At 69.2% G+C, this 24,001-nt stretch carries 21 protein-coding genes; 11 read left to right on the top strand and 10 right to left on the bottom strand.

Translation table 11 applies throughout. The features are described 5' to 3' along the window. Window positions 1-32 precede the first annotated feature (32 nt). Window positions 33-1,277, top strand: a complete 1,245-nt coding sequence (locus tag HUA75_RS47780) for an HlyD family efflux transporter periplasmic adaptor subunit (RefSeq protein ID WP_174488255.1) — start codon at window positions 33-35, stop codon at window positions 1,275-1,277. A gap of 6 nt (window positions 1,278-1,283) precedes the next feature. Here HUA75_RS47780 and HUA75_RS29405 read toward each other — a convergent pair whose 3' ends face one another. Further along, the gene (locus HUA75_RS29405; protein ID WP_174488254.1) at window positions 1,284-1,715 is read right to left on the bottom strand and encodes a hypothetical protein; all 432 of its coding nucleotides are present in this window, start codon (window positions 1,713-1,715) and stop codon (window positions 1,284-1,286) included. A gap of 418 nt (window positions 1,716-2,133) precedes the next feature. Between HUA75_RS29405 and HUA75_RS29400 the strand changes: the two genes are divergently transcribed. Both HUA75_RS29400 and HUA75_RS29395 read left to right on the top strand, forming a co-directional pair. Further along, a complete protein-coding gene (locus HUA75_RS29400) occupies window positions 2,134-3,264 on the top strand; it encodes a hypothetical protein (protein WP_174488253.1) in 1,131 nt (376 codons plus the stop codon). Next, window positions 3,257-3,724 (top strand): macro domain-containing protein, encoded by a 468-nt coding sequence (locus tag HUA75_RS29395; RefSeq protein ID WP_174488252.1) that lies wholly within the window; start codon window positions 3,257-3,259, stop codon window positions 3,722-3,724. Before HUA75_RS29400 ends, HUA75_RS29395 begins: the two co-directional genes overlap by 8 nt. 40 nt (window positions 3,725-3,764) lie before the next feature. On the opposite strand, the gene HUA75_RS29390 is transcribed toward HUA75_RS29395, so the two are convergent. From HUA75_RS29390 to HUA75_RS29380, 3 genes are all read right to left on the bottom strand, one after another. After that, window positions 3,765-4,781, bottom strand: a complete 1,017-nt coding sequence (locus tag HUA75_RS29390; protein ID WP_141641871.1) for an ABC transporter substrate-binding protein — start codon at window positions 4,779-4,781, stop codon at window positions 3,765-3,767. An 80-nt stretch (window positions 4,782-4,861) separates the two neighbouring features. Further along, on the bottom strand, window positions 4,862-5,641 hold the full coding sequence (locus HUA75_RS29385; RefSeq protein WP_371746218.1) for an ABC transporter permease: 780 nt from the start codon (window positions 5,639-5,641) through the stop codon (window positions 4,862-4,864). A 3-nt stretch (window positions 5,642-5,644) separates the two neighbouring features. Beyond that, a complete protein-coding gene (locus HUA75_RS29380) occupies window positions 5,645-6,556 on the bottom strand; it encodes an ABC transporter ATP-binding protein (RefSeq protein ID WP_254627808.1) in 912 nt (303 codons plus the stop codon). A gap of 255 nt (window positions 6,557-6,811) precedes the next feature. Here HUA75_RS29380 and HUA75_RS29375 point away from each other — a divergent pair, with 255 nt between their 5' ends. Further along, window positions 6,812-8,491 (top strand): serine/threonine-protein kinase, encoded by a 1,680-nt coding sequence (locus HUA75_RS29375; RefSeq protein WP_174488251.1) that lies wholly within the window; start codon window positions 6,812-6,814, stop codon window positions 8,489-8,491. Between the two features lie 41 nt (window positions 8,492-8,532). On the opposite strand, the gene HUA75_RS29370 is transcribed toward HUA75_RS29375, so the two are convergent. Together HUA75_RS29370 and HUA75_RS29365 are read right to left on the bottom strand one after the other, a co-directional pair. Further along, window positions 8,533-9,234, bottom strand: a complete 702-nt coding sequence (locus tag HUA75_RS29370; RefSeq protein WP_174488250.1) for a tetratricopeptide repeat protein — start codon at window positions 9,232-9,234, stop codon at window positions 8,533-8,535. 109 nt (window positions 9,235-9,343) lie between these two features. Continuing rightward, window positions 9,344-9,919, bottom strand: a complete 576-nt coding sequence (locus HUA75_RS29365; protein ID WP_174488249.1) for a hypothetical protein — start codon at window positions 9,917-9,919, stop codon at window positions 9,344-9,346. A 179-nt stretch (window positions 9,920-10,098) separates the two neighbouring features. On the opposite strand from HUA75_RS29365, the gene HUA75_RS29360 reads away from it, so the two are divergent. The 4 genes from HUA75_RS29360 (at window position 10,099) to HUA75_RS29345 (ending at window position 14,935) form a co-directional block, all read left to right on the top strand. After that, window positions 10,099-11,187, top strand: coding sequence for a glucose 1-dehydrogenase (locus tag HUA75_RS29360; protein ID WP_141641875.1), 1,089 nt, complete (start codon window positions 10,099-10,101; stop codon window positions 11,185-11,187). 13 nt (window positions 11,188-11,200) lie between these two features. Then, window positions 11,201-13,057: a glycoside hydrolase family 15 protein gene (locus tag HUA75_RS29355; protein WP_141641876.1), complete on the top strand. Its 1,857-nt coding sequence runs from the start codon at window positions 11,201-11,203 to the stop codon at window positions 13,055-13,057. 90 nt (window positions 13,058-13,147) lie between these two features. Beyond that, on the top strand, window positions 13,148-14,335 hold the full coding sequence (locus tag HUA75_RS29350) for an L-dopachrome tautomerase-related protein (protein WP_174488248.1): 1,188 nt from the start codon (window positions 13,148-13,150) through the stop codon (window positions 14,333-14,335). A gap of 81 nt (window positions 14,336-14,416) precedes the next feature. After that, window positions 14,417-14,935: a hypothetical protein gene (locus HUA75_RS29345; protein WP_174488247.1), complete on the top strand. Its 519-nt coding sequence runs from the start codon at window positions 14,417-14,419 to the stop codon at window positions 14,933-14,935. Between the two features lie 46 nt (window positions 14,936-14,981). On the opposite strand, the gene HUA75_RS29340 is transcribed toward HUA75_RS29345, so the two are convergent. After that, complete coding sequence (locus HUA75_RS29340; RefSeq protein ID WP_174488246.1) at window positions 14,982-15,416, bottom strand: DUF6209 family protein; 435 nt, start codon at window positions 15,414-15,416, stop codon at window positions 14,982-14,984. 148 nt (window positions 15,417-15,564) lie between these two features. On the opposite strand from HUA75_RS29340, the gene HUA75_RS29335 reads away from it, so the two are divergent. Further along, complete coding sequence (locus HUA75_RS29335; RefSeq protein ID WP_174488245.1) at window positions 15,565-16,698, top strand: App1 family protein; 1,134 nt, start codon at window positions 15,565-15,567, stop codon at window positions 16,696-16,698. Window positions 16,699-17,063: 365 nt separating this feature from the next. Here the strand turns inward: HUA75_RS29335 and ppk1 are convergent, their stop codons facing one another. After that, complete coding sequence (gene ppk1, locus HUA75_RS29330; RefSeq protein ID WP_141641881.1) at window positions 17,064-19,226, bottom strand: polyphosphate kinase 1; 2,163 nt, start codon at window positions 19,224-19,226, stop codon at window positions 17,064-17,066. A 214-nt stretch (window positions 19,227-19,440) separates the two neighbouring features. Between ppk1 and HUA75_RS29325 the strand changes: the two genes are divergently transcribed. Together HUA75_RS29325 and HUA75_RS29320 are read left to right on the top strand one after the other, a co-directional pair. Continuing rightward, window positions 19,441-19,953, top strand: coding sequence for a hypothetical protein (locus tag HUA75_RS29325; protein WP_254627807.1), 513 nt, complete (start codon window positions 19,441-19,443; stop codon window positions 19,951-19,953). A gap of 161 nt (window positions 19,954-20,114) precedes the next feature. Further along, window positions 20,115-22,403 carry an ATP-binding protein gene (locus HUA75_RS29320; protein WP_174488244.1) on the top strand — a complete coding sequence of 763 codons (2,289 nt, stop codon included), beginning with the start codon at window positions 20,115-20,117 and terminating at the stop codon, window positions 22,401-22,403. Window position 22,404: 1 nt separating this feature from the next. Here HUA75_RS29320 and HUA75_RS29315 read toward each other — a convergent pair whose 3' ends face one another. Next, window positions 22,405-22,779, bottom strand: coding sequence for a cupin domain-containing protein (locus HUA75_RS29315; protein WP_246137086.1), 375 nt, complete (start codon window positions 22,777-22,779; stop codon window positions 22,405-22,407). Window positions 22,780-23,044: 265 nt separating this feature from the next. Then, window positions 23,045-23,986 (bottom strand): TIGR02266 family protein, encoded by a 942-nt coding sequence (locus HUA75_RS29310; protein ID WP_174488243.1) that lies wholly within the window; start codon window positions 23,984-23,986, stop codon window positions 23,045-23,047. Window positions 23,987-24,001: the final 15 nt, after the last annotated feature.

Raw genomic sequence — 24,001 nt, 5'->3', positions numbered from 1 at the left:
GTTGGGAAGGCTCCATGGCGCGGAGGGTGCTCATGGCGGTGACTGAGGACACCTATCGGGAGTTGTTGCCGGTCCTCGACTTTCCTCGGACGCGCCGCGTGCTGCGTGGGCTGTATGCGGTGTGCGCGGGGCTGGCGCTGCTGGGTTTCGGTGCGCTGTTCTTCGTCGAGATGGATGTGGTGGTCCGGGGCCAGGCCGTGGTGGCGCCCGTGGGAGAGACGGCGCGAGTGCAGGCGCCGCGCTCAGGCGTGGTGCTGGACATCGCGGTGCGCGAGGGACAGCAGGTGGAGCAGGGCGCTGTCCTGTTGCGCCTGGATGACGCGCAGGTGCGCTCGCGGGTGAGGTTGCTGGAGCAGCAGGTGGTGGAAGTGCGCTCGCGGGTGGTGATGCTGGAGGCGCTGGTGGCGTCGCGGACGGAGTCGTTCGGGATGCAGGTTCGCGTGCGCAAGGCGACGGCGTTGGAGACAGCGGCTCGACTGGAAGCGGCGCGAGCGCTCATCCACGCGAAGGAGCGCGAGGCAGAGGCGCGTTCACGGGATGCTCGGAACGCTGAACATCTGCGCGAGAAGGAATTCGTCGCCTCGGTGGAAGCGGAGAACGCGTCCGTGCAAGCAGAGGTGGCGCGCTCGCAGGTGGTGGCGGCGCAGGCCTCCGTGCGCGAGCTGGAAGCGAGTCTGGGACGATTGGAGTTGGAGCAGCGTGGGCTGGAGGGTGACTCGCGCGTGGCTTCGCTCTCGGATGGAGCTGCGCTGTCGGCGGCGAAGGTGGAGTTGGAGCGCTACACGGGGGAACTGGAGGAGACGCGATTGGAGGCCGCGCGACTGGAGGTGGTGGCGCCGCGAGCGGGCACGGTGCAGGGGTTGACGGTGTTCGACCGAGGGGATGTGGTGCAGGCGGGGAGTGTGCTCGCGCTGGTGGTGCCATCGGAGGATGGGCTCGTGCTGCGCACGGTGGTGGCGTCGGAGGGCATCGCGTTCCTGCGAGACGGGCAGTCGGTGCGCATCAAGCTGGACGCGTATCCCTTCCAGGACTTCGGCGTGCTGTTGGGTGAGTTGTCGCGAATCGCGGGGGACACGACACGGCGGCAGGAGGACACGCTGGGAGCCGCGCCCTATCGCGTCGACGTAAAAGTCCCCGGTGAGCCACGTTCCACGGCGGGAGTGTCGGTGCGGCTGCGTCCGGGAATGACGGGCACCGCTGAGTTCGTGGTGCGACGCGAGCGGCTCATCTCCGCGCTGATGCGTCCGCTGCGCGGCGTGGACAGTCTGGGGCACTGAGAGTCGCTACTGCTGTGCGGAGAGGATCCTCCAGCCCGTGACATCGATGGCGTAGGTGGCGCCGATATCCAGCAGCGGAGGCCCGCCGACGTCGCAGACCTCCGGGTTGGGAACGATGCTGACGAACACGACGCCGTGAGGACCCGGCGCGGCCACGACATCGTAGGCCTCGCGGCGAGCGAGGCACTGCTGAAGAGGAGTCGCCGTTCCGGGGAGTTTGTAGTCCCAGGGCAGGTAGTCCTCCATCGCGAGCTGGATGGCCCTCAGCGTCGCACCAGGGATGATCTGACGCCCCTCTTCAGGAAACGCGAGCGGGATCTCGACCTTTGCTGCCTCTGCCTGGGACGCGTGAACAGGGCGAGGAGGGCGTTGGAAGAGAGCGCAGGCGGGCAGGAGGAATACGCCGAACGTCGCGGCCCATCCGGGTCGAACCCTCATGAACGTTCCGTTGAAGGGGCTTCGGCAGCGCTCCCTCTGCGATGGCAGGAGTTGTACTTCTATCATCGCTGGCGCGCAGCGGCATGCGAGTGCCGCGCCTCTCCTGATTCCGTGAGCGAGACGAAGGCGTCGGCTGGAGGCATGGACAGAGACTCCGCACGCGTGGCACTACTGCTTGGGGTGGAGTCCTGGTGGGGGAGTGTGCATGGCTGAGAGCGGCGTGGACAATGACTTCTCCATCAGTGGTGAAGTCGCGCAGTCGGTGGCTCAGCGATTCGTCCGCGGACTGAGACGAAGGTGGCCCAAGCTCGTGTGTAGCAAGGCTTGGAGAATCCTTTTCGAAGAGGGACGGATCCCGAACCCTTTCCCTCGGTACATCCTGGTCTCCAAAGACCTGGAGATGCAGAAGTGGGCAAGTGTGGAAGGCGCTGTTCTCGACGAGAACGGTGAGTGCGCCGTCGGCATCTACTTGCTTCCACTCGTCGATGGTGGCGTCGACATCGATCTCATCACCGCCGAACCTGTCCCTGATGCCTTCACGGAGTTCGTCCTCGGGTGCCTCTGCGCCGCGATTGTCTCTGGGTATCGACTGAAACAGCTGCGCATGCTTCGGGACCGGGGTCATCTGGTTGCGAATCGATACGCGGTGGAGGTCCCCGCGGAGCCCGTGTGGTTGAAGACCGCGATTCGACTCTGTGCGGAGAAACAGTGGCCCGGAGTTGTCGTGGACGAGCATGCGGTCACGGTGGAACCCTTCTGGTCGATGACCGTGTCCACACCGGAGCCACGGCGGACGACGACCTTCTTCTGTGAAGCCCCGTCACAGGGACGCAGCGGAGTGTTGGTGGGAGTGAAGTTTCCTCCGGGAACCACCCGCGAATGGCGCGGTTCCGCCCAGGCCGTGCTGTGTGAAGCCGTGGGGATGTGGCACCGGGTCTTGTTCCGAGGCAGGAAGCCGCCGCACGAAGTCTTCACCGCTCCACCGGGAGAGCCTGTCCTGGAGGAGGGTGTGGTGACCTTCCAGGGAACAGGAGGGTCATTCGCGGGCGTGAAGAAGGACACTCCAGTCGCGCAGGAGTTCCGCCCCATCAACTTCAAGGACTTCTGGGACCGATTGCACCGTGCCGCGGAATCGTGCCGTCAGCTTGGGGAGATGCTGGTGACGGAGACGCTCCCTCCCTCCCTGCGCTTCGACTTCAAGGCCGCGGAGTGGCCGCCCGAGAAGGATGGCCGCGTGAAGTTCCTGGGAGGCCGGCTCCTGCGGCCAGAGGCGCTGATGGGAGTAGAGGAGAAGCAGGCCGCCCGTTATCTCTGGGTAGATGGGAAGGTCCCTGTGTGGGTGAACCTGAAGGTCTGCGGCGTGGACGAGCACCACACGTACATTCAAGTGCTCTTCAATCCCGACCGGCTCACCAACGATGACACGCGCCTGATGTACCAGCAGGAAGGCTATCCACCGTTCTCCACAAGGGGCCCTCCAGGTGGTGCGCCCGACAGGAAGGTGTCGCTCCCGCCGCGAAAACCCATCAAGAGGAACACCCATGATTGAACTCGCCGAAGGCAATCTCCTTCAAGCGGACGTCCAGGCGCTCATCAACGCCGTCAACACGGAAGGAGTGATGGGTAAGGGCATCGCACTCCAGTTCAAGCGGGCCTTCCCCGCGATGTTCAAGGAGTACGAACGCGAGGCGAAGGCAGGTCGCCTCGAGACGGGCCGCGTCCATGTCTTCGACATGGGGGCGCTGAAAAGCCCTCGGTGGATCATCAACTTCCCGACGAAGCGGAGCTGGCGCCAGCCTTCACGTCTGGAGTGGATTCGCACGGGCCTCGAGTCCCTCGTCGAGGAGGTCCAACGCCAGGGGATTCAATCACTGGCTGTTCCCGCCCTGGGCTGTGGAAACGGAGGCCTGGCGTGGACGGAGGTCTTCCCCCTCATCCAGGAGTCCTTCGCGCGAATCCCCTCCGTTCGGGTGCTCGTCTATCCCCCGGCTGACGCACCCGTCCCCTGAGGCCCCGCGCGGCCCTTCGTGTCGGACCAGAGCCAGCCCCTCAGTTCTTCGCCCCGCTCCCCCGCGCCTCATTCAGCGCGCTCAAATCCACCAGCCCGTTGATGTCCGAGGTGGGGATGAAGCCCAGCTCCTGCGCATGCTTCGCGGCGGTGCTCAGCGCCGTGGGCACCGGGTCCAGACTCGGCTCCAGTCGTGAGAACGCACCCTGCAGAATCGCCGGCTGCAATGGCTTCTGCGTCAGCTTCCCGAACGCCTGGTTCACCTCCGCCGTGAAGCCCTTCGGGTTCTGCTGCCACCGCTCGGTCAGCTTCACGTGCGCGCGCAGCAGCGCCACGATGCGCGGACGCTGCGTCTCCAACACCTTGCGCGTCGTCACTATCACCGTGGTGGGAAAGCGCCCCTCCGGCCACAGCGTCTTCTCATCCACGAGAATCTGCCCACCACCCTCCGGCTCCAGCAGCATCCGCGTGCCCCAGGGCTCCGGCACCCACGCGCCCTCGATTCCTCCCCGCAGGTACTGCACCAGGATGTCCGAGTTCGTCAGCGGCACAATCTGCACGTCACCCTGTCCATCCAGGTTCGTGCTCAAGCCCTGTTGCTTCAGCCAGTGGCGCAGCGCGATGTCCTGCGTGTTGCCAAGCTGGGGCGTCGCGATTTTCTTCCCCTTCAGCTCCGCCGCCGACTTCGCCGTGCGCGTCACCAGCACCGCCCCGCCATTCACCGCGCCCGCGATGATGCGCAGGTCCTTGCCCGCCTTGAGGTACGTGTTGATGGCGGGCCCCGTGCCCACGTACGACACGTCCAGCGAGCCGCCCACCAGCGCCTCCATGGCCGCGGGCCCCGCGTTGAACTGCTTCACCTCCAGCTTCCCCACGCCAGGCTCCGCCGCGAAGGCGCCCTCGGCGTTGCCCACCAGCGCCTGCGCATGCGTGATGTTGGGGAAGAACCCCATGCGCAAGGGCGCGTCGGCACCGCCAGACGCGTCACGCTTGCAACCGACCCCCAGCCCCGCGAGGCCAGCGAGAACAAGGACAGCCAGGGAACGAAACGCGCGCATAGGCACCCAGAAGAAGGACGGCGGGACGGGTTGGCAACGGGTGTCGAAACACAAGCGTCGGGCGCTTCACGTCCCACTCCTCACAGCGTGCCTTCCAGCCCCCACCGGCGCCGCAGCCGCCCCTCCACCGTCTGGAAGAGGACACGGTCCACGGTGATACCAATGAGGATGATGGCCACCATCACCGCCATCACTTGAGGAACATCCATCAGCTCGCGCCCCACCGTGAGCAGCTGTCCCAAGCCCCCCGAGACGAACAACAGCTCGCCAGCCAGCAACGCGCGCCACGCGAAGCTCCATCCGAGCTTGAGCCCGGTGACGATGCCCGGCAGCGCCGCCGGCAACAACACGCCGAACTGGAAGCGCAGGCCGCGAACGCCCAGCGTGCTGGCCACTCGCAACAGCTGCGGGTCCACGCCCTGCACGCTGTCCTCCGTGGCGATGGCGATGCCCAGCACACTGCCCATCACCACGACGAAGAGGATGGACGTGTCAGTCAGCCCGAACCACAGGAGGGCCAGCGGCAGCCAGCAGATGGACGGCAGCGCCTGCAGCCCCATCACCACCGGCTTCACCGCGTTGCGGAAGAAGGCCAGCCGCGCCATCAGCAGACCCAGCGGAACGCCGATGGCCACCGACATCAGATAGGCACGGCCCAGTCGCCCCAGGGAGCGCAGCGTGGCATCCAACAGCCGCCCGTCGACCGCCATGGCCCACAGGCTCTTGGCCACCGTCACTGGCCCGGGGAAGAGGTACGGAGACCAGATACCCAGCCGGGACAGGCCCTCCCAGGCGCCCAGCAGCAACAGCATCAGGCCCAGCTTCTGCCCGTAGTTCTTCAAGGGGGCATCGCGCTTCATGGCTCACCTCACGGGCCGAGTCAGTCCCGACGCGGGCAGCGTGTGGGTCGACGCCGTCGTGGACGCGGTCGCCCTCGGCGGTGTCGCTTCCGGCAGGGTGTTTCGTTCCACCTCGCGCAAGAGGCCCTGGACGTGGCGGACCATCTCCGTGAGCGCCGCGTCCTCGGGGTGGCGCGGCATGGGCAGGTGGACCTCCAAGTCCCTCACGACGCGCCCCGGCCGCGGCGCCATCAGGACGACGCGGGTGCCCAGCATCAGCGCCTCGTGCACGTCGTGCGTGACGAACACAATCGTCTTGTGGGTGCGCATCCAGATGGACTGAAGCATCTCCTGCATGTGGATGCGCGTCTGCGCGTCCAGCGAGCCGAAGGGCTCGTCCATGAGCAGCACCGTCGGGTCCACCGCGAGCGCCCGGGCCAGGCTGGCGCGCATCTTCATGCCGCCGGAGAGCTGGTGCGGCAGCGTCTCCTCGAAGCCCTGGAGCTGCACGCGGCGGATGTACTGGTCCGCGCGCTCCTTGCGCTGGGAGCGCGGCACGCCTCGAGCGGCCAGGGCGAAGGTGATGTTTCCGCGCACCGTGAGCCACGGGAAGAGCGCCGCCTCCTGGAACATCAGGAGCCTGTCCGGCCCCGGGCCTCGGATGCGTTGTCCATCAATGGACACCGTGCCGCCGGTGGGCTGCACATGACCCGCCAGCGCGTAGAGCAGCGTGGACTTGCCGCAGCCCGAAGGCCCCAGAAGGCAGACGAGCTCCCCCGAGCGGACGTTCAGGTCCACGTCCTGGAGCGCCACGACCTTGTTGGCGTAGCGGTGGCCCAGCTGGGTGACGGAGATTTTCGCGTGGTCGGCCTCCACGTGCGCTGGCCGGAGCAGGCGCAGCGAGCTTCGCCATCGGCCAAGGAGGGCACGCAGCATCGGCCACAAACTAGGCACATGTGGGCAGGGCGGAAGGGGGTGGCGAGCCGCTTCGAGAGCGCTCGCCATCCTGCTTCCTCGTCCAGCAACCAGGGAGGCCCGGTGCTTGGACGTGGGTACAAGCACTTCGTGACCTCGGCTTCTGAAACGTAGGGACTCCGGAGGCGCTTGCTTCCGGTGCCCGCCCGGCTGTCCCGGACCGGAGGGCAGGTGTGGGGGTTCCCTTGGAGAGAGACCTGGGGGAATCTCCCGCCAATGCACCTGGGGAAATACGAACTCGTCCGCAAGCTGGCGACCGGAGGCATGGCGGAGGTGTTCCTGGCGAAGGCGGCCGGGCCCGGGGGCTTCGAGAAGACGCTGGTGCTCAAGCGCATCCTCCCGCATCTGGCGGAGGACCCGTCCTTCGTGGAGATGTTCCTCGGCGAAGCGCGGCTCGTCGCGGGGCTCAACCACCCGAACGTCGTCCAGATTTTCGACTTCGGTGAAGCCGAGGGCAGCTACTTCCTGACGATGGAGCTCATCGACGGGCCCAACCTGCGGCGCTGGCAGCGACAGGCCGCGACGCGAGGGCAGCCGCTGGCCCCCGGCATCTGCGCCAAGGTCGTGGCGCAGGCGGCGGAGGGCCTCGCCTTCGCGCATGAGTTCGCGGACCCGACGACGGGCCAGCCGCTCGGGTTGATTCACCGCGACGTGAGCCCGGACAACATCCTGGTGTCCCGGCAGGGCGCGGTGAAGGTGGTGGACTTCGGCATCGCCAAGGTGGCGGGACAGAAGCACCGCACGCAGACCGGCATCGTGAAGGGCAAGGTCGCGTACATGCCGCCCGAGCAGGTGCGGGCGGACCCGCTGGACCGGCGCGTGGATGTGTATGCGCTCGGCGTGGTGCTGTACGAGCTGCTCACGGGACGTCTGCCCTTCGATGGGCCCTCGGAGCTGGCGATGATGCAGGCCATCGTTTCGAGCGAACCGGTGCCCGTGAGCCGTCATCGCAAGGACGTTCCCAGCGCCCTTCAATCCATCATCACCCGGGCGCTGCACAAGGACCGCGAGGACCGCTACCCGGACTGTCGCGCGCTCCATGCGGACCTGGAGCGCTTCGTGTTGTCCCTGGGCGAGCCGGTGGGCGCGTATCAGATTGCCCAGGCCGTCGGGCAGGTGGTGGAGGAGCGCCTCGTTCCGACGCCCGCGCCGATGTCGTCTCGGCCCGAGCTTCGGGACGCTCGGGTGGAGACGCCCGAGCGCACGGTGCCCTCCGGTCCCTCGCGAAGGCAGCACCCCGAAACACCGGACGTGCCCGCTCCGGCGGTGTTCGAGCAGGAGACGGAGCAGCGTCCTCGGTCGGAGGCGGGCGCCGCGAGGAAGAAGAGGCTCGTGCCGGTGGCGCTCGTGGGTGCGGCGCTGCTCGTCGCGGGGGGTGGTTACGCGCTGCTCGGAGGAACTCCGCCCCCTGTGCCCCAGGCTCAGCCGGGAGCGGCGACGCAGGCGCCAGGGACTCCCGCGCTCGTGGCCGCCGCGCCGCCCACGGTCCCCGTGGACACGAAGGGCGTGGAGGAGAAGCCGGACGAGGCCGAGCTGGAGGCCCAGCTCGCGGTGAAGCGGGAGCAGGACGAAGGGGCCCTCGACACAGACGACTCCGACCTGCTCGCGCCCGTGGTGCCGCCCGCGAGTGACAATCATGTAGAGGGCAAGGAGCCCGCGTCACCAGCGGTGAAGCGCGCGCTGGGCTCGGTGGAGTTTCGCATCCGCCCCTATGCCGTCGTGTATCTCGACAAAAGGCTGCTGGGCGAAACACCGCTCGCCGTCATCGACGTCCCCGCGGGCGTCCATACGGTGACGGCCGTCAACCCGCGCCTGGGGAAGAAGGTGACTCGCAGCTTCGAGGTGAAGGCGGGCGTGGCCAATGTCTTCAAGCTCAATCTGTTGCAGGAGGACTGAGCAGAGATTCATCTCGCGTGGCGGGCGGCGGGACGGAGCGCTTACGGCTCCTCTTTCGCGGCGGCGGCGGGCTGCTCGGATGGTGGCGGAGTCGCGGGCTTGTCTTTCGGGCCCATCACCGTATCCAGCGCGGAGCCCAGCGCCGAGCCGACATTCTTTCCCAGCGAGGAGCCCGCGGCGCCCAGGCGCGAACGCAAGCCTGGCTTCGACTCGTGGATGGGCAGCGGCTTCGGCTCGGGCGTGGCGTCCGCCTGCTTCTCCACTGGCGCGACGGCTTTCGGCTCCTCGACGACGGGAGGTGGTGCCTCCACGGGTGCGGCCTTCGCGGACTCGGTGCCCTGCTTGAGCTGCACCTGCTTGCGCACCGACTCGAAGTCCCGCTCCACCTTGGGCGCCGCCGCGACAGGCAGCTTTGCCAGGGGCCGCAGTGTGAGGCCGGTGCGGAACTCCTCCAGCGCCTGCTTCCTGCGGCCCAGGTCCGCGAGCACCAGCCCGCGATAGAGCGCCACCTCCACCTGCTCGTCGGTGGTGGACGCGACCTGCTTCGCCTGCGTCAGCCAGTTGAGGGCCTTCTCGTACTCCAGCGACTCGTACAGCGTCCCCGCGCGCTCGATGCGGTGGCGGAAGAGCCCCGAAGGGTCTTCGGCCTCAGGGGGATTCGCGGTGGCCAGTCCCGGCGCGAGCCAGGCGCACAGCACCACCACCCAGGCCCCCCAGCTTCTCGGGTTCGTCGAAGCTTCCATGTCTGGCAAAGCTAGCACGGAGGCCGTGGACAGGAATCCACCCCTGGGGCGGCAAGCCCACGGGACACGCGCTGGATGTCTGGGGTTGACCGGGTGCGGAGTGACCGTGTCAGGCCGCTGAAGCCTGAGCGGACCGCTCGGCGCGGCGGTGGGTCCGCGTGCGCCACGCCAGCCACAGGCTGAAGATGAACAGCGCCACGCCCACGCCGGTGAAGGCGCCGCCCACGCGCAGGGATGCGCGCCGGTCATCCCGGGTCACCTCCAGCGGTCCCGCGCCCGGCGCGGCGAGGTAGCGCTCCACCTGCTCCTTCACGGCGGTGGCCTCGCCCTCCTCGGTGGCCCACTGCGCGAAGAGGGGCAGCTTGCCCTGCGTCGTCTCCAACTGGGGTCGGAAGATGGGCACGGACGCGCGGCGGGCGCTGCGGCTGCGCTCCACCTTGACGGCCTGAATCGCGTCCAGCGGCAGCGTGGCCAAAGGCTCGCGCGTGAGCCACCCGGAGCGAGTGAGGGTGCAGGGCCCACCCGGCTCACAGCGGAGGTCCATCCGCGACTTTCCGTCCAGGAGCCACAGGCCGAACACCAGGAAGGGCAGGGCGAGGAGGAGGAAGGCCGCGGTGCCAATGGCCGTGGAGCGGCTGGCGAGGGGCGTGTCGTCGGTGGGGGCAGCGGGAAGGGGCTCGCTCACGGTCACCACTCATAGACCGGGCGCCTCCGGCTGGCAGCGGTTTCGTGCACTCGTCGACAGCCGCCCCCGGTCAGCGGGCGACCGGGCGCTGTGTACCCCCCAACCCTTGACCCTGGTGTCCCAGCCGCGCGGTGAACACCTCAACCAGGATTCGGCACTCGAATGGGCAGGAGCCGCGCATGAAGGCCGTCGCCGTCTTTCCCGGGAAGAAAGAGGTGCGCGTCATCGACGCGCCAGAGCCCCAGCTCCAGTCTCCCACGCAGGTGAAGGTGCGCACCCGCGAGGTGGGCGTGTGCGGCACGGACAAGGACATCGTCTCTTTCACCTACGGCTCGCCGCCTCCGGGCTCGGACTTCCTCATCCTCGGCCACGAGTGTCTGGGCGAGGTGGTGGAGGTGGGCTCGGCGGTGAAGGGGCTCCAAGTCGGGGACCTCGTCGTCCCGCGCGTGCGCAGGCCGTGTCCTCACGCCACCTGTCCCGCGTGTCGCGGCGGTCATCCCGACTTCTGCATCACCGGGGACTTCACCGAGCGCGGCATCAAGGAGGCCCATGGCTTCTGCTCGGAGCACTTCGTGGAGGACGTGGCGTATGTGCACCGCGTGCCCACGGAGCTGCGCGAGGTCGCCGTGCTCACCGAGCCGCTGACCATCGCCGAGAAGAGCCTGCGCCAGTGGGAGCACATCCAGGAGCGCCTGCCGTGGCGGCCCGCACCGGGGCGCGCGGTGGTGCTGGGCGCGGGGCCGGTGGGACAGCTCGCGGTGCTGACGCTGCTGCGGCGGGGCTTCGCCACCACGGTGTACTCGCACAGCCGCAAGCCGAACCCGAAGGCGGACGCGGCGGAGGCGGTGGGCGCGCCCTACCTCTCCACCCAGGATGTGTCCCCGGCTGAGCTGGTCCGCCGCGTGGGTCCCGCGGACATCATCTACGAGGCCACCGGCGTGGTGAAGCCGGCGTTCGACGCGCTCGAGGCACTGGCGAACAACGGCGTCCTCATCTTCACGGGGGTGCCGTCGGACAAACAGCCGCTGACGCTCGAGGGCGCGGAGTTCCTCAAGCAGGTGGTGCTGCGCAACCAGGTGCTGCTGGGCACGGTGAACGCGGCGGCCACGGACTTCGACGCGGCGCTGGAGGACCTGGCTCGCTTCCGTGCGCGCTGGCCGGGGGGACTGGAGCGGCTCATCAGCTCGCGCCATCCGCCGGAGGCCTTCCTCGACGTGGTGACGGGCAAGGCGGGCAGGGGAATCAAGCAGGTCATCACCTTCAGCTGAGGGCGAGGTGCGTATGCAGGGAGGCAGACATTCGGTGGCGGGGGGCTCGGTGCCCATCGAGGACCACGGCGTCATTGGCGACCTTCGCACGGTGGCGCTGATAGGCAACGAGGGCACCATCGACTGGATGTGTTACCCGCACTTCGACAGCCCCAGTGTCTTCGCCGCGCTGCTGGACCCGGAGAAGGGTGGCCACTGGCGCCTCCATCCCCAGCCGGACGGGGTGATGTGCAAGCAGTTCTACTGGCCGGACACCAACGTGCTGGTGACGCGCTTCTACACGCCGGACGGCGTGGGGGAGCTCATCGACTTCATGCCCATGGGGCGGGATGACGAGAAGGACGTGCGCGAGGTGCTCCGGCGCGTGCGCGTGGTGCGCGGAGAGATGGCGTTCGAGATGGAGTGCTTCCCGGCCTTCAACTACGCCCGGGACACGCACACGACGCACCTCATCGCGGGAGGGGCCGCCTTCGAGTCGGAAAAGCTCCAGCTCACCCTGGCGTCCTCCGTGCCCATGCGGCGCGCGGGGCGGGGTGTCACGGCGAGCTTCGTGCTGCGGGAGAACGAGTCCGCCGTCTTCACGCTGCGCGAGGGGATGCGGGTGTCGTGCGAGGAGCTGGTGCACAGCCACGACTCGGCGGAGAAGGTCTTTCGCGCCACGGTGGAGTACTGGCGCCACTGGCTGTCGGGCTGTCAGTACACGGGGCGCTGGAGGGAGACGGTGCAGCGCTCGGCGCTGGCGCTGAAGCTGATGACGTTCGCCCCGACGGGCGCGATTGTCGCGGCGCCCACGTGCAGCCTGCCCGAGTCACCCGGTGGCACCCGCAACTGGGACTACCGTTACTGCTGGCTGCGGGACGCGGCCTTCACCGTCTATGCGTTCCTGCGCATCGGCTTCAAGAAGGAGGCGGCGGCCTTCATGCGGTGGGTGGAGGCGCGGTGCGCGGAGCAGGGGGATGGGCCGCTGCCGCTGATGTTCTCGTTGGATGGCAGCCGGGTGCCGGACGAGGTGGAGCTGCCGCACCTGGCGGGCTATGGCGGCGCGAAGCCGGTGCGCATCGGCAACGGGGCCGCGGACCAGCTCCAGCTCGACATCTATGGCGAGCTGATGGACTCGGTGTACCTGTTCAACAAGTACGCGGCGCCCATCTCCTACGACTTCTGGCGTCACCTGCGCCGGCTGGTGGACTGGGTCTGCGAGCACTGGAACCAGCCGGACGAGGGCATCTGGGAGGTGCGCGGAGGGCGGCGGCACTTCGTGTATTCGAAGCTGATGTGCTGGGTGGCGGTGGACCGGGCCATCCGGCTGGCGGACAAGCGCAGTTTTCCGGCGGACCGGCCCCGGTGGCTCGCGACGCGCGACGCCATCTTCGAGGACATCATGGCGCGGGGTTGGAGCGAGGAGCGCGGCTCCTTCATCCAGGCGTATGGGAAGGACACGCTGGACGCGGCGAATCTGCTGATGCCGCTGGTGTTCTTCCTGTCGCCGGTGGACCCGCGGATGATCTCCACGCTGGACCACATGCGCCAGCCGCCATCGAAGGGCGGGCTGACGTCGGACGGGCTGGTGTTCCGCTACGACGTGGAGGCCACGCTGGACGGCATCGCCGGCAGCGAGGGCACCTTCAACCTGTGCAGCTTCTGGTTGGTGGAGGCGATGACGCGGGCGAACCCGGTGCGGCCGGATTTGCTGGAGGAGGCGCGGCTCACCTTCGAGCGGATGCTGGGTTATGCCAACCACGTGGGGCTGTACGCGGAGCAGACGGGCATGTCGGGCGAGTCGCTTGGCAACTTCCCGCAGGCGCTCACCCACCTGTCGCTCATCAGCGCCGCGTACAACCTGGACCGGACGTTGGGGCGCAAGGACTGACGGGGCGCAGAACCACTCGTCGTCGGCCTCCGTATTGAGGGAGAGTGAGGCTCCACCGCGTCTGGTGGGCTCACCTCTCCGGTTCCCTTCATGGCCGCTCCGCTTCCGTCCGTCCCCGTGTCCTCCCCCGCACCCGGCGCTCGTGTCCTCCGCGTCCTCAAGGGCGTCGTCGCCGTCGTGGGGTTGCTGGTGCTCGCGACCCTCGGCGTGCGCCTTCGCTATGGGGGAGGCGAACCGTACCCGGACGTGACGGGCATGCCCCTGTTGCCGGACAGCGCGCTCGAAGAGGTGGTGCGCAGCGCGGAGCCCATCGGCAACGTGGCGGTGTCCTCGACGGGGCGCCTGTTCTACACGCTCCACCCGGAGAGCCGGCCGGAGGGCGCGAAGCTGTGGGAGTGGGTGGACGGCAAGGCCGTGCCGTTCCCCGCGGAGGCGCTCCAGAAGCGGCTCTTCGACACGGTGCTCGGCATCACCATCGACCGGCGCGACTGGCTGTGGACCATCGACCATGGCAACCACGGCCTCGGCGTACCGAGACTGCTCGCCTTCGACCTGGCCAACGGGCACCTCGCGCACGAGTTCGACTTCCCGCCGCAAGTCGCGCCGCCGGGCTCCTTCCTCCAGGACCTGCGGGTCGATGCCCAGGGTGGCACGGTGTTCATCGCGGACGTGGGCTTCTGGCGCCGCTCGCCCGCGCTCATCGTCTACGACGTGGCCGCGAAGCAGGCGCGCCGCGTGTTGGAGAAACACGAGTCCGTCTTCCCGCGCGACTTCGTCATCCGCAATCCCATCAAGGAGATGGTGTTCTTCGGCGGGCTCGCCGCGCTGAAGTGCGGCGTGGACGGCATCGCCCTGGACCCGAGCGACGAGTGGCTGTGGTTCGCCGCGATGAACCACGACACCATGTACCGCGTGCGCACCCAGGACCTGCGCGACGCCAGCCTGGATGACGAGGCGCTCGCCCAGCGGCTCCAGGCCGTGGGCCGCAAGCCGCTCAACGACGGGCTCAGCGCGGACGCGCAAGGCAACGTGCTGATGACCGACGTGGAGCACGGGGCCGTGCTGCGCATGAGTCCGGATGGACGGCTGGAGACGCTGGTGAAGTCCCCGCGCATCCGCTGGGCGGACGCGCTCAACCACGGGCCGGACGGCTGGCTCTACGTGGCCGACAGCGCCATTCCCCACCACATGCTCCAGTCCAAGGCGCACATCGCGGCGAACGGCCCCTACTTCATCTGGCGCTTCAAGCCCGGCATCGGCGGCATCGCCGGCATGTGAGGCCCGGCGCCCGGCGCGTCTCCACCCGTGTCAGCCGCCCTTGTCCGCCCGCGTCCGGCCGGCGCACGAAAGGACACGGCCATGGGAGACCCACGCAATCCGAAGCGGGCGAACGAGCCCTGGAACCCCGAGCGACTGCGCGTCAGCGAGGAGGAAGTGCTCGCGCTGGCGCCGTGGGTGACGGTGTCCGGCGGCTGGGCGTGGCACTTCATGGCGCCCCCGCATGAGGAGCTGAAGCTCTTCCACGACCACAAGGACGTGGACCTCTTCGTGGAGCCCGCGCGCTTCCCGGAGGTCGTCCCGGTGCTCACCGCCCGGGGCTACCACCGCATCTGGACGCGCTTCGACGCGACGAGCACGCACTTCTACCGCTACGCGCGGCATGACGCGGGCGGCAAGGTCATCCTCGACGTCTTCGTCCGGAGCGTCCCGTCGGTGGAGGCGCGCGGCGTGCGCGTGGTGGACCCGGCCACGCTGCTCACCTTCTACGGCGACATCCACAGCACGGAGGATTGCGTGTCCGTGCTCGCCGCCCGCGCGTTGCTCGCCAAGGGAGAGAGCCCCATCGGCCGCGCGGAGCTCGTCACCCGGCCCTCATGACTTTGGAGCGCGCGAGGCCCGTGAAGCCTCGCGCGCTCGACTCACGTCACTGCACGTTGAAGTGGTAGTTGTTGCCGAAGTTGGAGTCCCACGCCTGGCAGCCCCAGCGGCTGGTGTTCTCGAACCAGATGGCCAGGTCGCCGCGCGTGTTGAGCGGAATCGACGGCGCGGGCGGGTTGGGCGTGGAGGAGAAGCCCGCAACCCAGAAGCTCTGCACCGGGCCGTTGTTGAACTGGTAGTGGCCGGTAATCGTCCACCCCGGCGTGTTGGCGTTGATGTTGCCCCGGCACTGCGTCAATCGCGAGGCGTCGTAGATGATGCTCGCGGCGCCGCTGAAGGGCAGCGGGTTGGAGGAGGCGAAGACATTCCAGCCCTGGGACGGGGACTGGAAGGTGATGCTCGGCGCCGTTTGAGACACGGCCACCGAGGCGACGAGCACGGAGACAGCGGCCAGCAACCACCGGAAGTGACGACGCAGCAAGGCAGGACTCCTTGTCGAAAGAGGCACGGCACCAGGGATACGCGGGCCGACGGCTCCACCGGCCACGGCGACTTCCTCGCGGCTTTGCCCCGCGAGCCGCCCCGGAGTCTTCTACAGTCGGGCTCCCCCACTCCTTACGCTCCGCGCCATGGCCGACCCAAGACTCGCCTTCTACCGACTCGCCGTCCGCGTCGACGCCCACTATGACGCGATGAGCCGGAGCTTGCGCCGCTCGCTGGGCATCGCCCCGCCGCTGCGCATCCTCCCCTACCGGGGCCATGGCACCTCCGAGCGCGCCGTCATCAAGGCCCGCGTCCTGGAGGACCGCCACATCCGCCCGCAGAAGCAGCGCCACACGCTGTGGAGCAGCGCGGTGGCCTCCTACAAGCGCTACATGACGCGCGAAATCGCGGGCGCCCACGTGGCGGTGCGCTGGGGCGACAAGCGCTGGGAGGGCACCACCGACGAGGAGGGCTTCCTGGAGCTGTGGGTGACCCCTCCGGAGGGCGTGCGCTCCGGCTGGCACATGGTGGAGCTGGAGCTGCTGTCGCCGGAGCCGGAGGGCGTGCCCCGCGTGGCGGCCCCCGTGCGAGTGGCCGGCGCGAGCGCGAGCTACGGCGTCATCAGCGACATCGACGACACCGTCATCGTCACCGGCGTGACGGACCCGCTCAAGCGCGCCTGGGCCCTGTTCCTCACCGAGCACCGCGTGCGCCTGCCCTTCCCGGGCGTGGACGCCTTCTATGCCGCGCTCCAGGCGGGCGCGGAGGGGACAGGTGACAACCCCATCTTCTACGTCTCCAGCAGCCCGTGGAATCTGTACGAGCACCTGGACGAGTTCCTCGCGCTGCACCACATCCCCACCGGCCCGCTGCTGCTGCGCGACTGGGGCCTGTCCAGCCAGGGCTTCGCGCCCGGCGGCGGCCACGGCCACAAGCTGGAAAAGATGCGCGGCCTGCTGGGCGACTTGGAGCACCTGCCCTTCATCCTCATCGGCGACAGCGGCCAGGAGGACGCGGAGCACTACCGCACCATCGTCCGCGAGTTCCCCGGCCGCGTCCTCTGCGTCTACATCCGCAACGTGCCCGGCCACCCCGACCGCGCACGCGAGCTGGAGCGCATCGCCGCCGACATCCGCGACGCCGGCAGCCAGCTGCTCGTCGTGGACGACACCACGACGGCCGCCCGCCACGCGGCCCGCTCCGGATGGATTCAGTGGAAGGAGGTCCTCGAGGTGGAGGCCCATCGTCGTGAGGAGGTCTCCAGGGACCTCGGAGGCTGACTTACGAAATTACAGCGTCGGCATCATTTTGTGAGTAATGCTTGAATTCCGACCTTCAGTTGTGGCACAGGCGCACCTGATTATCCGGTCTGTCCGTTGTTTCCACATCCCTGAGGGAAGCGAGTTCTCGCGTGGCCACCTGGTGCATCCGTTTTGCTAGTCACTCCCCGCGCTGGTCCCAGGCGCGTGGGGTCTGGCGGTGTTCGAGGACGCCCAAGCAGGTGTGTGCGCCGAGGGCGCGTCAGCGTCCGCCCCTGCGCACCCCGCGCCGCAAGGCGAAGTGCTCGTGGTGGACGACGCGGCGGCCCTCGTCGGCGCGCTGAAGCGGGCTGTCGGTGGGGCTCCGGGTGTCGGGGCCCCGTGGTTCAAGGCAGGGGACGGCCGCCCTGGAACTGGGCCAGGCGGGTGGCGCGCTCCATGACTTCTCCCTGGGCCCAGTGCTTGTCCGCGCCCGCGGGAGGCGTCAGCCGGCGCCAGGCGCCGTCGGCCTGCAGCTCCCACGCGTGGGTGTTGTCCGCGAGGCTGCGCTCCAGCGAGTCACGCACCTGCGCGGCCAGCGTGGTGTCCTCCACCGGCGCGAGGATTTCCACGCGGTGGTCCAGGTTGCGAGGCATCAGGTCCGCGGAGCCGATGTAGCAGCGCAGCTCCGTGCCGCGCTCGAAGATGTAGACGCGCGCGTGCTCCAGGAAGCGGCCCAGCGTGGAGACCACGCGGATGTTCTCCGACATGCCGGGGACGCCGGGGCGCAGGCAGCAGATGCCGCGCACGTTGAGCTCGACCTTCACGCCGGCGCGCGACGCGTCGTAGAGGGCGCGGATGATGCCCGGGTCCACCAGCGCGTTCATCTTCATCTGGATGCGCGAGGGGCGCTCCAGCGTGTGGGCGACGACGGTGCGTTTGATGTGCTCCAGCAGGCCCTCGCGCATGGTGAGGGGCGCCACCAGCAGCTTGCGGAAGCTCTTGGGCCGCCCGAAACCGGTGAGGTAGTTGAACAGGTCCGCCACGTCCGCGCCGATGTCCGGGTCCGTGGTGAACAGGCCCATGTCCGTGTAGAGGCGCGCCGTCTTCGGATTGTAGTTGCCGGTGCCGATGTGCACGTAGTGCCGCACCCGCTCGCCCTCGCGCCGGACGATGAGGATGGCCTTCGCGTGGGTCTTCAGCGAGGGGATGCCGTACACGACGTGCACGCCCGCCTCTTCCAGCGCGTTGGCCCACTTGATGTTGGTGCGCTCGTCGAAGCGGGCCTTCAGCTCCACCATGCACACCGCCTGCTTGCCGTTCTCCGTGGCGGTAATCAGCGCGGGCACCAGCGGTGAGCTGTCGGACGTGCGGTAGACGGTCTGCTTGATGGCCAGGACATCCGGGTCCGCCACCGCCTCCGTGACGAAGCGCTCCACCGACGAGGCGAACGAGTCGTAGGGGTGGTGGACGAGCAGGTCTCCCCGCCGCATCGCCGCCATCACCGTGACGCCCTCGGGCGAGTCCGTGTCTGGACGCAGCCGGGGCTGGGTGACGGGCACCCACGGCGGGTCCTTCAGCTCCGGGAAGCCGGGCGCGAAGGCGATGGCCTGCACGTCCCCCAGGCCCAAGAGGCCCTGCTCCTCGTACACCTGCCGCGACTCCAGCCCCAGCGCCTCCACCAGCGGCTCCAGCAGCTTGGGGCTCATGCCCGCCTGCACCTCCAGGCGGATGACGTCGCCGAACCGCCGCTGCCGCAGCTCCGTCTCCACCGCCTTGAGCAGGTCCTCCGCGTCCTCGGACACGGTGAAGTCCGCGTCGCGGGTGACTCGGAACAGGCTCCAACTGAGCACCTCCATGCCGGGGAACAGGTCTCCCAGGTGCTGGGCGATGACCTCCTCCAGCGGCACGAAGACGTTGTTCTTCAGGGGCAGGAAGCGGGGGAGCAGCTCCTTGGGCACCTTCACCCGGGCCACGCTCTCCTCGCCGGCCTCCGGGTCTCTCAGCAGCACCGCCAGGCTGAGCGACAGGTTGGAGATGTAGGGGAAGTGCCGGCCCAGGCCGATGGCCAGCGGGGTGAGCACGGGGAAGATTTGCTCGCGGAAGCGCTGATCCACCTGGGCGCGCTGATCGGCGTCCAGCTCCTTCGCGTTGAGGATGCGCAGGCCCTTCTCCGCGAGCGCGGGCCGCAGGAGCTTCTCGAAGATGGCGCTGTGGCGCTTGCTCTGCTCGAAGATGCCCTCGTGCAGCTTGTCGAGCGTGTTGCCCGGGGCCGCGCCGTCCGGCACCAGCCGCGCCACGTTGGCGCGCACCTGTTCGTGCAGGCGCGCGACGCGAATCATGAAGAATTCGTCCAGGTTGCGCGCGTAGATGGCCACGAACTTGAGCCGCTCCAGCAGCGGCTCGTCCGCGGACTCCGCCAGCTGGAGCACCCTGTCGTTGAAGGCCAGCCAGGACAGCTCGCGATTGAAGAAGAGCCCCTCATCCATCTCCGCCCCCGCTGGCAGGGCATCCCGCTCCAAGGGCTTCTGGGGGGTGACGCTGCGTCCGGCGGCGCCTCGCTTCGCCATCTTTCACGACTCCTGGTTCCTACCTCGGCGGGGGATGTAGCAGGCCGGCCTCCCACCGATTGTGAACTTCGATGTCACGAAAGGAAGCCCTCCAGCGCACGGTACACGCCCGGGAAGTTGCCGGGCGGGCGTTACCGGAAGCCCCGCGTGGAGTTTCTTGCATCCGCGCTGTTGGAACGGCATGTCAGTCGACGTGAGCCCGACAGAGAACCCCTTGAATGCCTCCCTGGCCTCCGCGCCGACGGACGCTGGCAACCTCTTCACGGCCTATGACAAGGAGGACCGCAAGGCGTCCCGAGGCCGCTGGGCGCTGGCGCTCCTGGCCGCCCTGGTGCCGGTGGTGCTCGCGGTGGTGTTCTGGACGATGGTGCGCGAGCAGCGCCCGACGTTCCAGGTCGTCACGCCCCATGGCTTCAAGTCCATGCACGGCGGCATGACGACGGACCAGGTGATGGCGCTTTTGGGCCGCCCCATGACGCGCGAGCGCGACGCGACGGGCGCGGACTGCTACCGCCACGGCGCGCCGTCGGTGGAGAAGGAGTTCTTCCTCGTCTATTCGGTCTGTTACGAGGACGGGAAGCTGCGGGACGTGAAGCAGCAGAAGTTCTCCGCGTGGTCCGTGGAGCCGGAGACGGGCAGCTTCAAGGCCCCGTCCGGCGACGTGGAGCCCGCGCCCACTGGCGCCCCGGAAGCGGCGGCCCCGTCGTCCACCGCGGGCTCGCGGTAGTCCCTCCGCTCCAGGCACTCCCCTGACTCGCGGCGGGCCCGACTGCCCGCCACCCGACGCCAAGCCGTCCCATGGGCGGGGGTGTGGGCTCATGGCCGGCAGCGCCACCTTGTGGGCTGGGTGAGGTTCGGGCTGGAGGCTGATGTCCGGAGGGGGGCGGCGTGGGGCGGCCGTGGACGTTCTCACAGCGCGTCGGCGCTGGCTTCATCGCGTCCCTGCTCGTGGCGCTGGCGTTGGCGGTGACGTCGGCGGTGGCGCTGCTGTCGGTGCGCTCCGGCCACAAGGCGAGCCTGCTCGAGTTGTCCATGGACCTGCTCGAGGTGGAGCGCCTGCGCCGGGCCTTCAGCGACAAGGTGTCCAGCGAGCGGGGTTATGCGCTGTCGGGTGACGCGCTCTTCGCCGAGGAGATGGTGGCGTCGCGCGAGCGCTTCATCGCCACCTATGAGCGGCTGAAGCCCCGGCTGGGCACGGAGCCCTCGGCGTCGCTCCTGGAGTCCGTGATGCGCGCGGAGCAGGAGCATGAGCAGGCCGTGCGGGAGCTGGTGGTGGCGCATGCCAGCCAGGTGCCCCGCGCTCGGCTGGAGGCCCTCTTCGAGGAGCGGGTGGGGGACACGCGCCTGCGCGCCTATGAATCGCTCCAGCAGCTCTCCGCGAGCGTGGAGGAGCGGCTCGCGCTGGGCATCCAGGCTGCGGTGGGGGTGGACGAGCGGGTGCTGGTGCTCACCCTGGTGGCGGCGAGCCTGGGCCTGGCCCTGGCCGGGGTGCTGGCGTGGGTGTTGTTGCGGCGGCTGCGTCCCTTGCGGGCGGAGGCCGAGGCCAGCACGAAGCGCTTCCAACTGCTCGTCGAGGGGGTGCAGGACTACGCGCTGCTGCTGCTGGACGAGCGGGGCCGGGTGGCGAGCTGGAACCCGGGCGCCACGCGCATCACCGGCTATCAGGCGGCGGAGGTCGTGGGCGAGTCGGTGGACCGCTTCTACCCCCCGGACGAGGTGGCGCTGGGGCTGCCGGAGAAAGATTTGGCGCGCGCGCGGAGGGACGGGCGGTTGCGCACGGAGGGGTGGCGCACGCGCAAGGACGGCACGCACTTCTTCGCGGAGGCCCTCATCAACACGCTGCTCGACGACGACGGCGAGGTGCGGGGCTACGCGGCGGTGACGCGCGACATCACCGAGCGGCAGCGCGCCGAGCGCACGCAGCGGCTGTTCGCGGAGGCCGGCCGCGTCTTCCAGCAGTACCTGGACCCGGACCTGATGGTGGCGGAGCTGGCGCGGATGATGGTGCCGGAGGTGGCGGATGTCTGTCTGCTGTACATGCTGACCCCGTCCGGCCAGCTGCGGCCCCGGGCGGTGAAGCACGTGGTGGCGCAGAAGGAGCCCTCGCTGTGGGAGGCGGTGCGGCGCTACCAACCTCCGCCGGATGTCCCCCAGGGCCTCTGGCAGGTGGTGCGCACGGGGCGCTCCCAGTGGGTGCCGGACGTGTCGCCGGAGATGCTGACGCAGGGAGCGCAGGACGCGGAGCACTTGAGGCTGATGGAGCAGGTGGGCGTGCGCTCGTACCTGGCGGTGCCGCTGCGCGCCGGAGAGCGGACGCAGGGGGTGCTGGTGCTGCTGATGTCCCTGCCGGAGCGGCGGCTGACGCTGTCGGACCAGGTCTTCATGGAGGAGCTGGCCGGGCGCGCGGCGCTGGCGCTGGACAACGCGCGGCTCTTGCGCGAGGCGCGCGAGGCGGTGGAGCTCATCGGCGTGGCGGCGCATGACCTGGGCAATCCACTCAATACGCTCCAGTTGCTCTTGCGCAGGCTGCTGCGCACGGACCAGTCGGTGGAGCGGGAGAAGGTGCGTGACGGCCTGGGCACGGCGCTGAAGCAGACGCAGCGGCTGGGGCAATTGCTGCTCAACCTGCTGGACTTGTCGCGGCTGTCCTCGGGGCGGCTGGTGCTGGACGTGGCGCCGGTGGACCTGGCGGACCTGGCGCACGAGGTGGTGGAGCGCTTCGCCGCGCACGCCGCGGAGGTGGGCAGCAAGTTTGTCTTCGACGCGGAGCTGGGGCTGGTGGGCCAGTGGGACCGGCTGCGATTGGACCGCGTGGTGACGAACCTGGTGTCCAACGCGCTGAAGTTCGGCGCGGGACATCCGGTGGTGGTGCGGGTGGAGCGCGCGGGGCTGGCGCGGGCGCGGCTGGTGGTGCGCGACTTCGGCGAGGGCATCGCCCTGGAGTCGCAGCGGCGCATCTTCGACCGCTTCGAGCGGGTGCCCTCCGCGGGCCGCCACGCGGGCTTCGGACTGGGGCTCTACATCGTCCGGCAACTGGTGGACGCGCACGCGGGCTCCGTCCACGTGGACAGCACGCCGGGCGAGGGCTCCACCTTCACGGTGGAGCTGCCATTGATGGAGCTGGGCGCGGAGCTGGAGGACGACGCCATGGAGCCGGCGCCGCCCGGGGCGACCTAGGCTAGAGCTTCTCCATCGTATCCGCGGTGCGCTCCTCGCGGACGTTGCCGGTGTTGAGGGTGGTGGCCGGCTCGAAGAGGAGGACATGGACCTCCTCCTCCGCGACGGGCCGGTGCTCCACGCCCCGGGGGATGATGATGAACTCGCCGGGCTCCACCTCGACGGTGCGCTCGCGCAGCTCCATGCGCAGCCGGCCGTGGATGACCAGGAACAGCTCGTCCTCGTGCTCGTGGTGGTGCCAGGTGAAGGGGCCCATCAGCTTCGCCAGCCGGACGTGTTGTCCGTTCAGCTCACCCACCACTTTGGGGGACCAGTGCTCGGAGAACAGGGTCAGCTTCTGGGCAAGGTTGACCTTGTCCACGCTCGGCGATGCCATGTGTGTGCTCACTTCATTCGTTTCCGCCTCCGCGGTGTCGGTCTCGACGCGGCGGCGGGAGTCCCAGCGGGGCGGGCGCGCGCAACTGGAGCTGGGGCTTCGGGGGGGTGCGCTCATTCCGGGGTCTCTCCTATCAGGACGCGGAGTCTTGAAGCCACCATGCACGAGGCCCGGGACGGATGTCTGTCTTTCCATCCAGACACCGCCGCTCATGGACACCTCGCGCGAGGTTGGGTCGACTACCCGACGAAGGGTGAGGCCTGACTCAGTCTGGATAGAACATCGGGTCCCGCGTGATGACGAACGAGGAGATGACGGAGGCCACCTCGTGCGGCAGTCCGGTGAACTGCACGCCCACCCCGGGCATCAGCTCCGGCATGCGGGGATTGGACTCGCGCACCCAGCGCACCACGCCCGTCACCTTCATGGGCCGGCCACCCGGCAGCGTGAAGTCCAGCTCCACCTGCGTGCCGCGAGGCACCGCGTCCACCGTGGCGATGAAGACGCCGCCCTCGCTGATGTCCATCGAGAAGCCGGTGAAGAAGTTGGAGTCGCTGCGCATGTCGATGGACGTGTGCATCCGCACGCGCCCGTTGCGCCGGGCCTCCTGGCCGTCCGCGCTCGCCGCTCCCCGCGCCGGGGGGGAGGGCAGCGCCAGTCCCTGGGACTTCACCGTGGCGGCGGCCTGCGCCAGCTCCGCCTGACGCACGCGAGCGGCCTCCTGCTGCGCGCGCGTGGCGGCCTCCTGTCGGGCCCGGGTCCGCGCGGCGCTGGCCTCCACCTGCTGCTTCAGCGCGGCCTCCGCGTCCGCCACGGCGCGTGACACCTGCGCGGTCTGCTCCTGCTGGATGCGCAGCGCGGCCTGCACCTCCGTCCCCATCCGCTTGCGCGCCTCCAGGGCCTTCTCGCGCGCCTCCAGCGCCTTCGCGCGCGCGGCCTCCACGTCCAGGGACGGCACGCGAGCGGCCTGGAGCCTGGCCGCCTGCTCGCCCACCTGCGGGTCGGCGTCGGGTTCCTGGTGGGCACGGGCCAGCGCGGCGCGCACGCCGTCGAGTCGGGAGGTGAGGGCGGCGGCGTCGGCGAGGGCGCGCGTCACCTGCTCCGCGAGGCGGGACTCCTGGGCGGACAGCTCGCTCTCGGCGCGAGCCAGCTCGGCCTCACGGGGGCCCGACGGGGGGACGCGGGCGGCAGGGGACGGCGAGGTCATTCTTGGGACTCCAGA

The organism is Myxococcus sp. CA040A (genome assembly GCF_013336725.1).
Taxonomy (GTDB): domain Bacteria; phylum Myxococcota; class Myxococcia; order Myxococcales; family Myxococcaceae; genus Myxococcus; species Myxococcus llanfairpwllgwyngyllgogerychwyrndrobwllllantysiliogogogochensis.
Note: the sequence above shows the minus strand (reverse complement) of the source record. Positions and strands in the feature narration are given on the sequence as shown.

Coding starts and splice junctions, on each gene's coding strand:
- HUA75_RS47780 (WP_174488255.1), top strand. CDS start 33: ATGGCGGTGACTGAGGACACCTATCGGGAGTTGTTGCCGGTCCTCGAC.
- HUA75_RS29405 (WP_174488254.1), bottom strand. CDS start 1,715: ATGAGGGTTCGACCCGGATGGGCCGCGACGTTCGGCGTATTCCTCCTG.
- HUA75_RS29395 (WP_174488252.1), top strand. CDS start 3,257: ATGATTGAACTCGCCGAAGGCAATCTCCTTCAAGCGGACGTCCAGGCG.
- HUA75_RS29390 (WP_141641871.1), bottom strand. CDS start 4,781: ATGCGCGCGTTTCGTTCCCTGGCTGTCCTTGTTCTCGCTGGCCTCGCG.
- HUA75_RS29385 (WP_371746218.1), bottom strand. CDS start 5,641: ATGAAGCGCGATGCCCCCTTGAAGAACTACGGGCAGAAGCTGGGCCTG.
- HUA75_RS29380 (WP_254627808.1), bottom strand. CDS start 6,556: ATGCTGCGTGCCCTCCTTGGCCGATGGCGAAGCTCGCTGCGCCTGCTC.
- HUA75_RS29375 (WP_174488251.1), top strand. CDS start 6,812: ATGCACCTGGGGAAATACGAACTCGTCCGCAAGCTGGCGACCGGAGGC.
- HUA75_RS29370 (WP_174488250.1), bottom strand. CDS start 9,234: ATGGAAGCTTCGACGAACCCGAGAAGCTGGGGGGCCTGGGTGGTGGTG.
- HUA75_RS29360 (WP_141641875.1), top strand. CDS start 10,099: ATGAAGGCCGTCGCCGTCTTTCCCGGGAAGAAAGAGGTGCGCGTCATC.
- HUA75_RS29355 (WP_141641876.1), top strand. CDS start 11,201: ATGCAGGGAGGCAGACATTCGGTGGCGGGGGGCTCGGTGCCCATCGAG.
- HUA75_RS29350 (WP_174488248.1), top strand. CDS start 13,148: ATGGCCGCTCCGCTTCCGTCCGTCCCCGTGTCCTCCCCCGCACCCGGC.
- HUA75_RS29345 (WP_174488247.1), top strand. CDS start 14,417: ATGGGAGACCCACGCAATCCGAAGCGGGCGAACGAGCCCTGGAACCCC.
- HUA75_RS29335 (WP_174488245.1), top strand. CDS start 15,565: ATGGCCGACCCAAGACTCGCCTTCTACCGACTCGCCGTCCGCGTCGAC.
- ppk1 (WP_141641881.1), bottom strand. CDS start 19,226: ATGGCGAAGCGAGGCGCCGCCGGACGCAGCGTCACCCCCCAGAAGCCC.
- HUA75_RS29315 (WP_246137086.1), bottom strand. CDS start 22,779: ATGGCATCGCCGAGCGTGGACAAGGTCAACCTTGCCCAGAAGCTGACC.
- HUA75_RS29310 (WP_174488243.1), bottom strand. CDS start 23,986: ATGACCTCGCCGTCCCCTGCCGCCCGCGTCCCCCCGTCGGGCCCCCGT.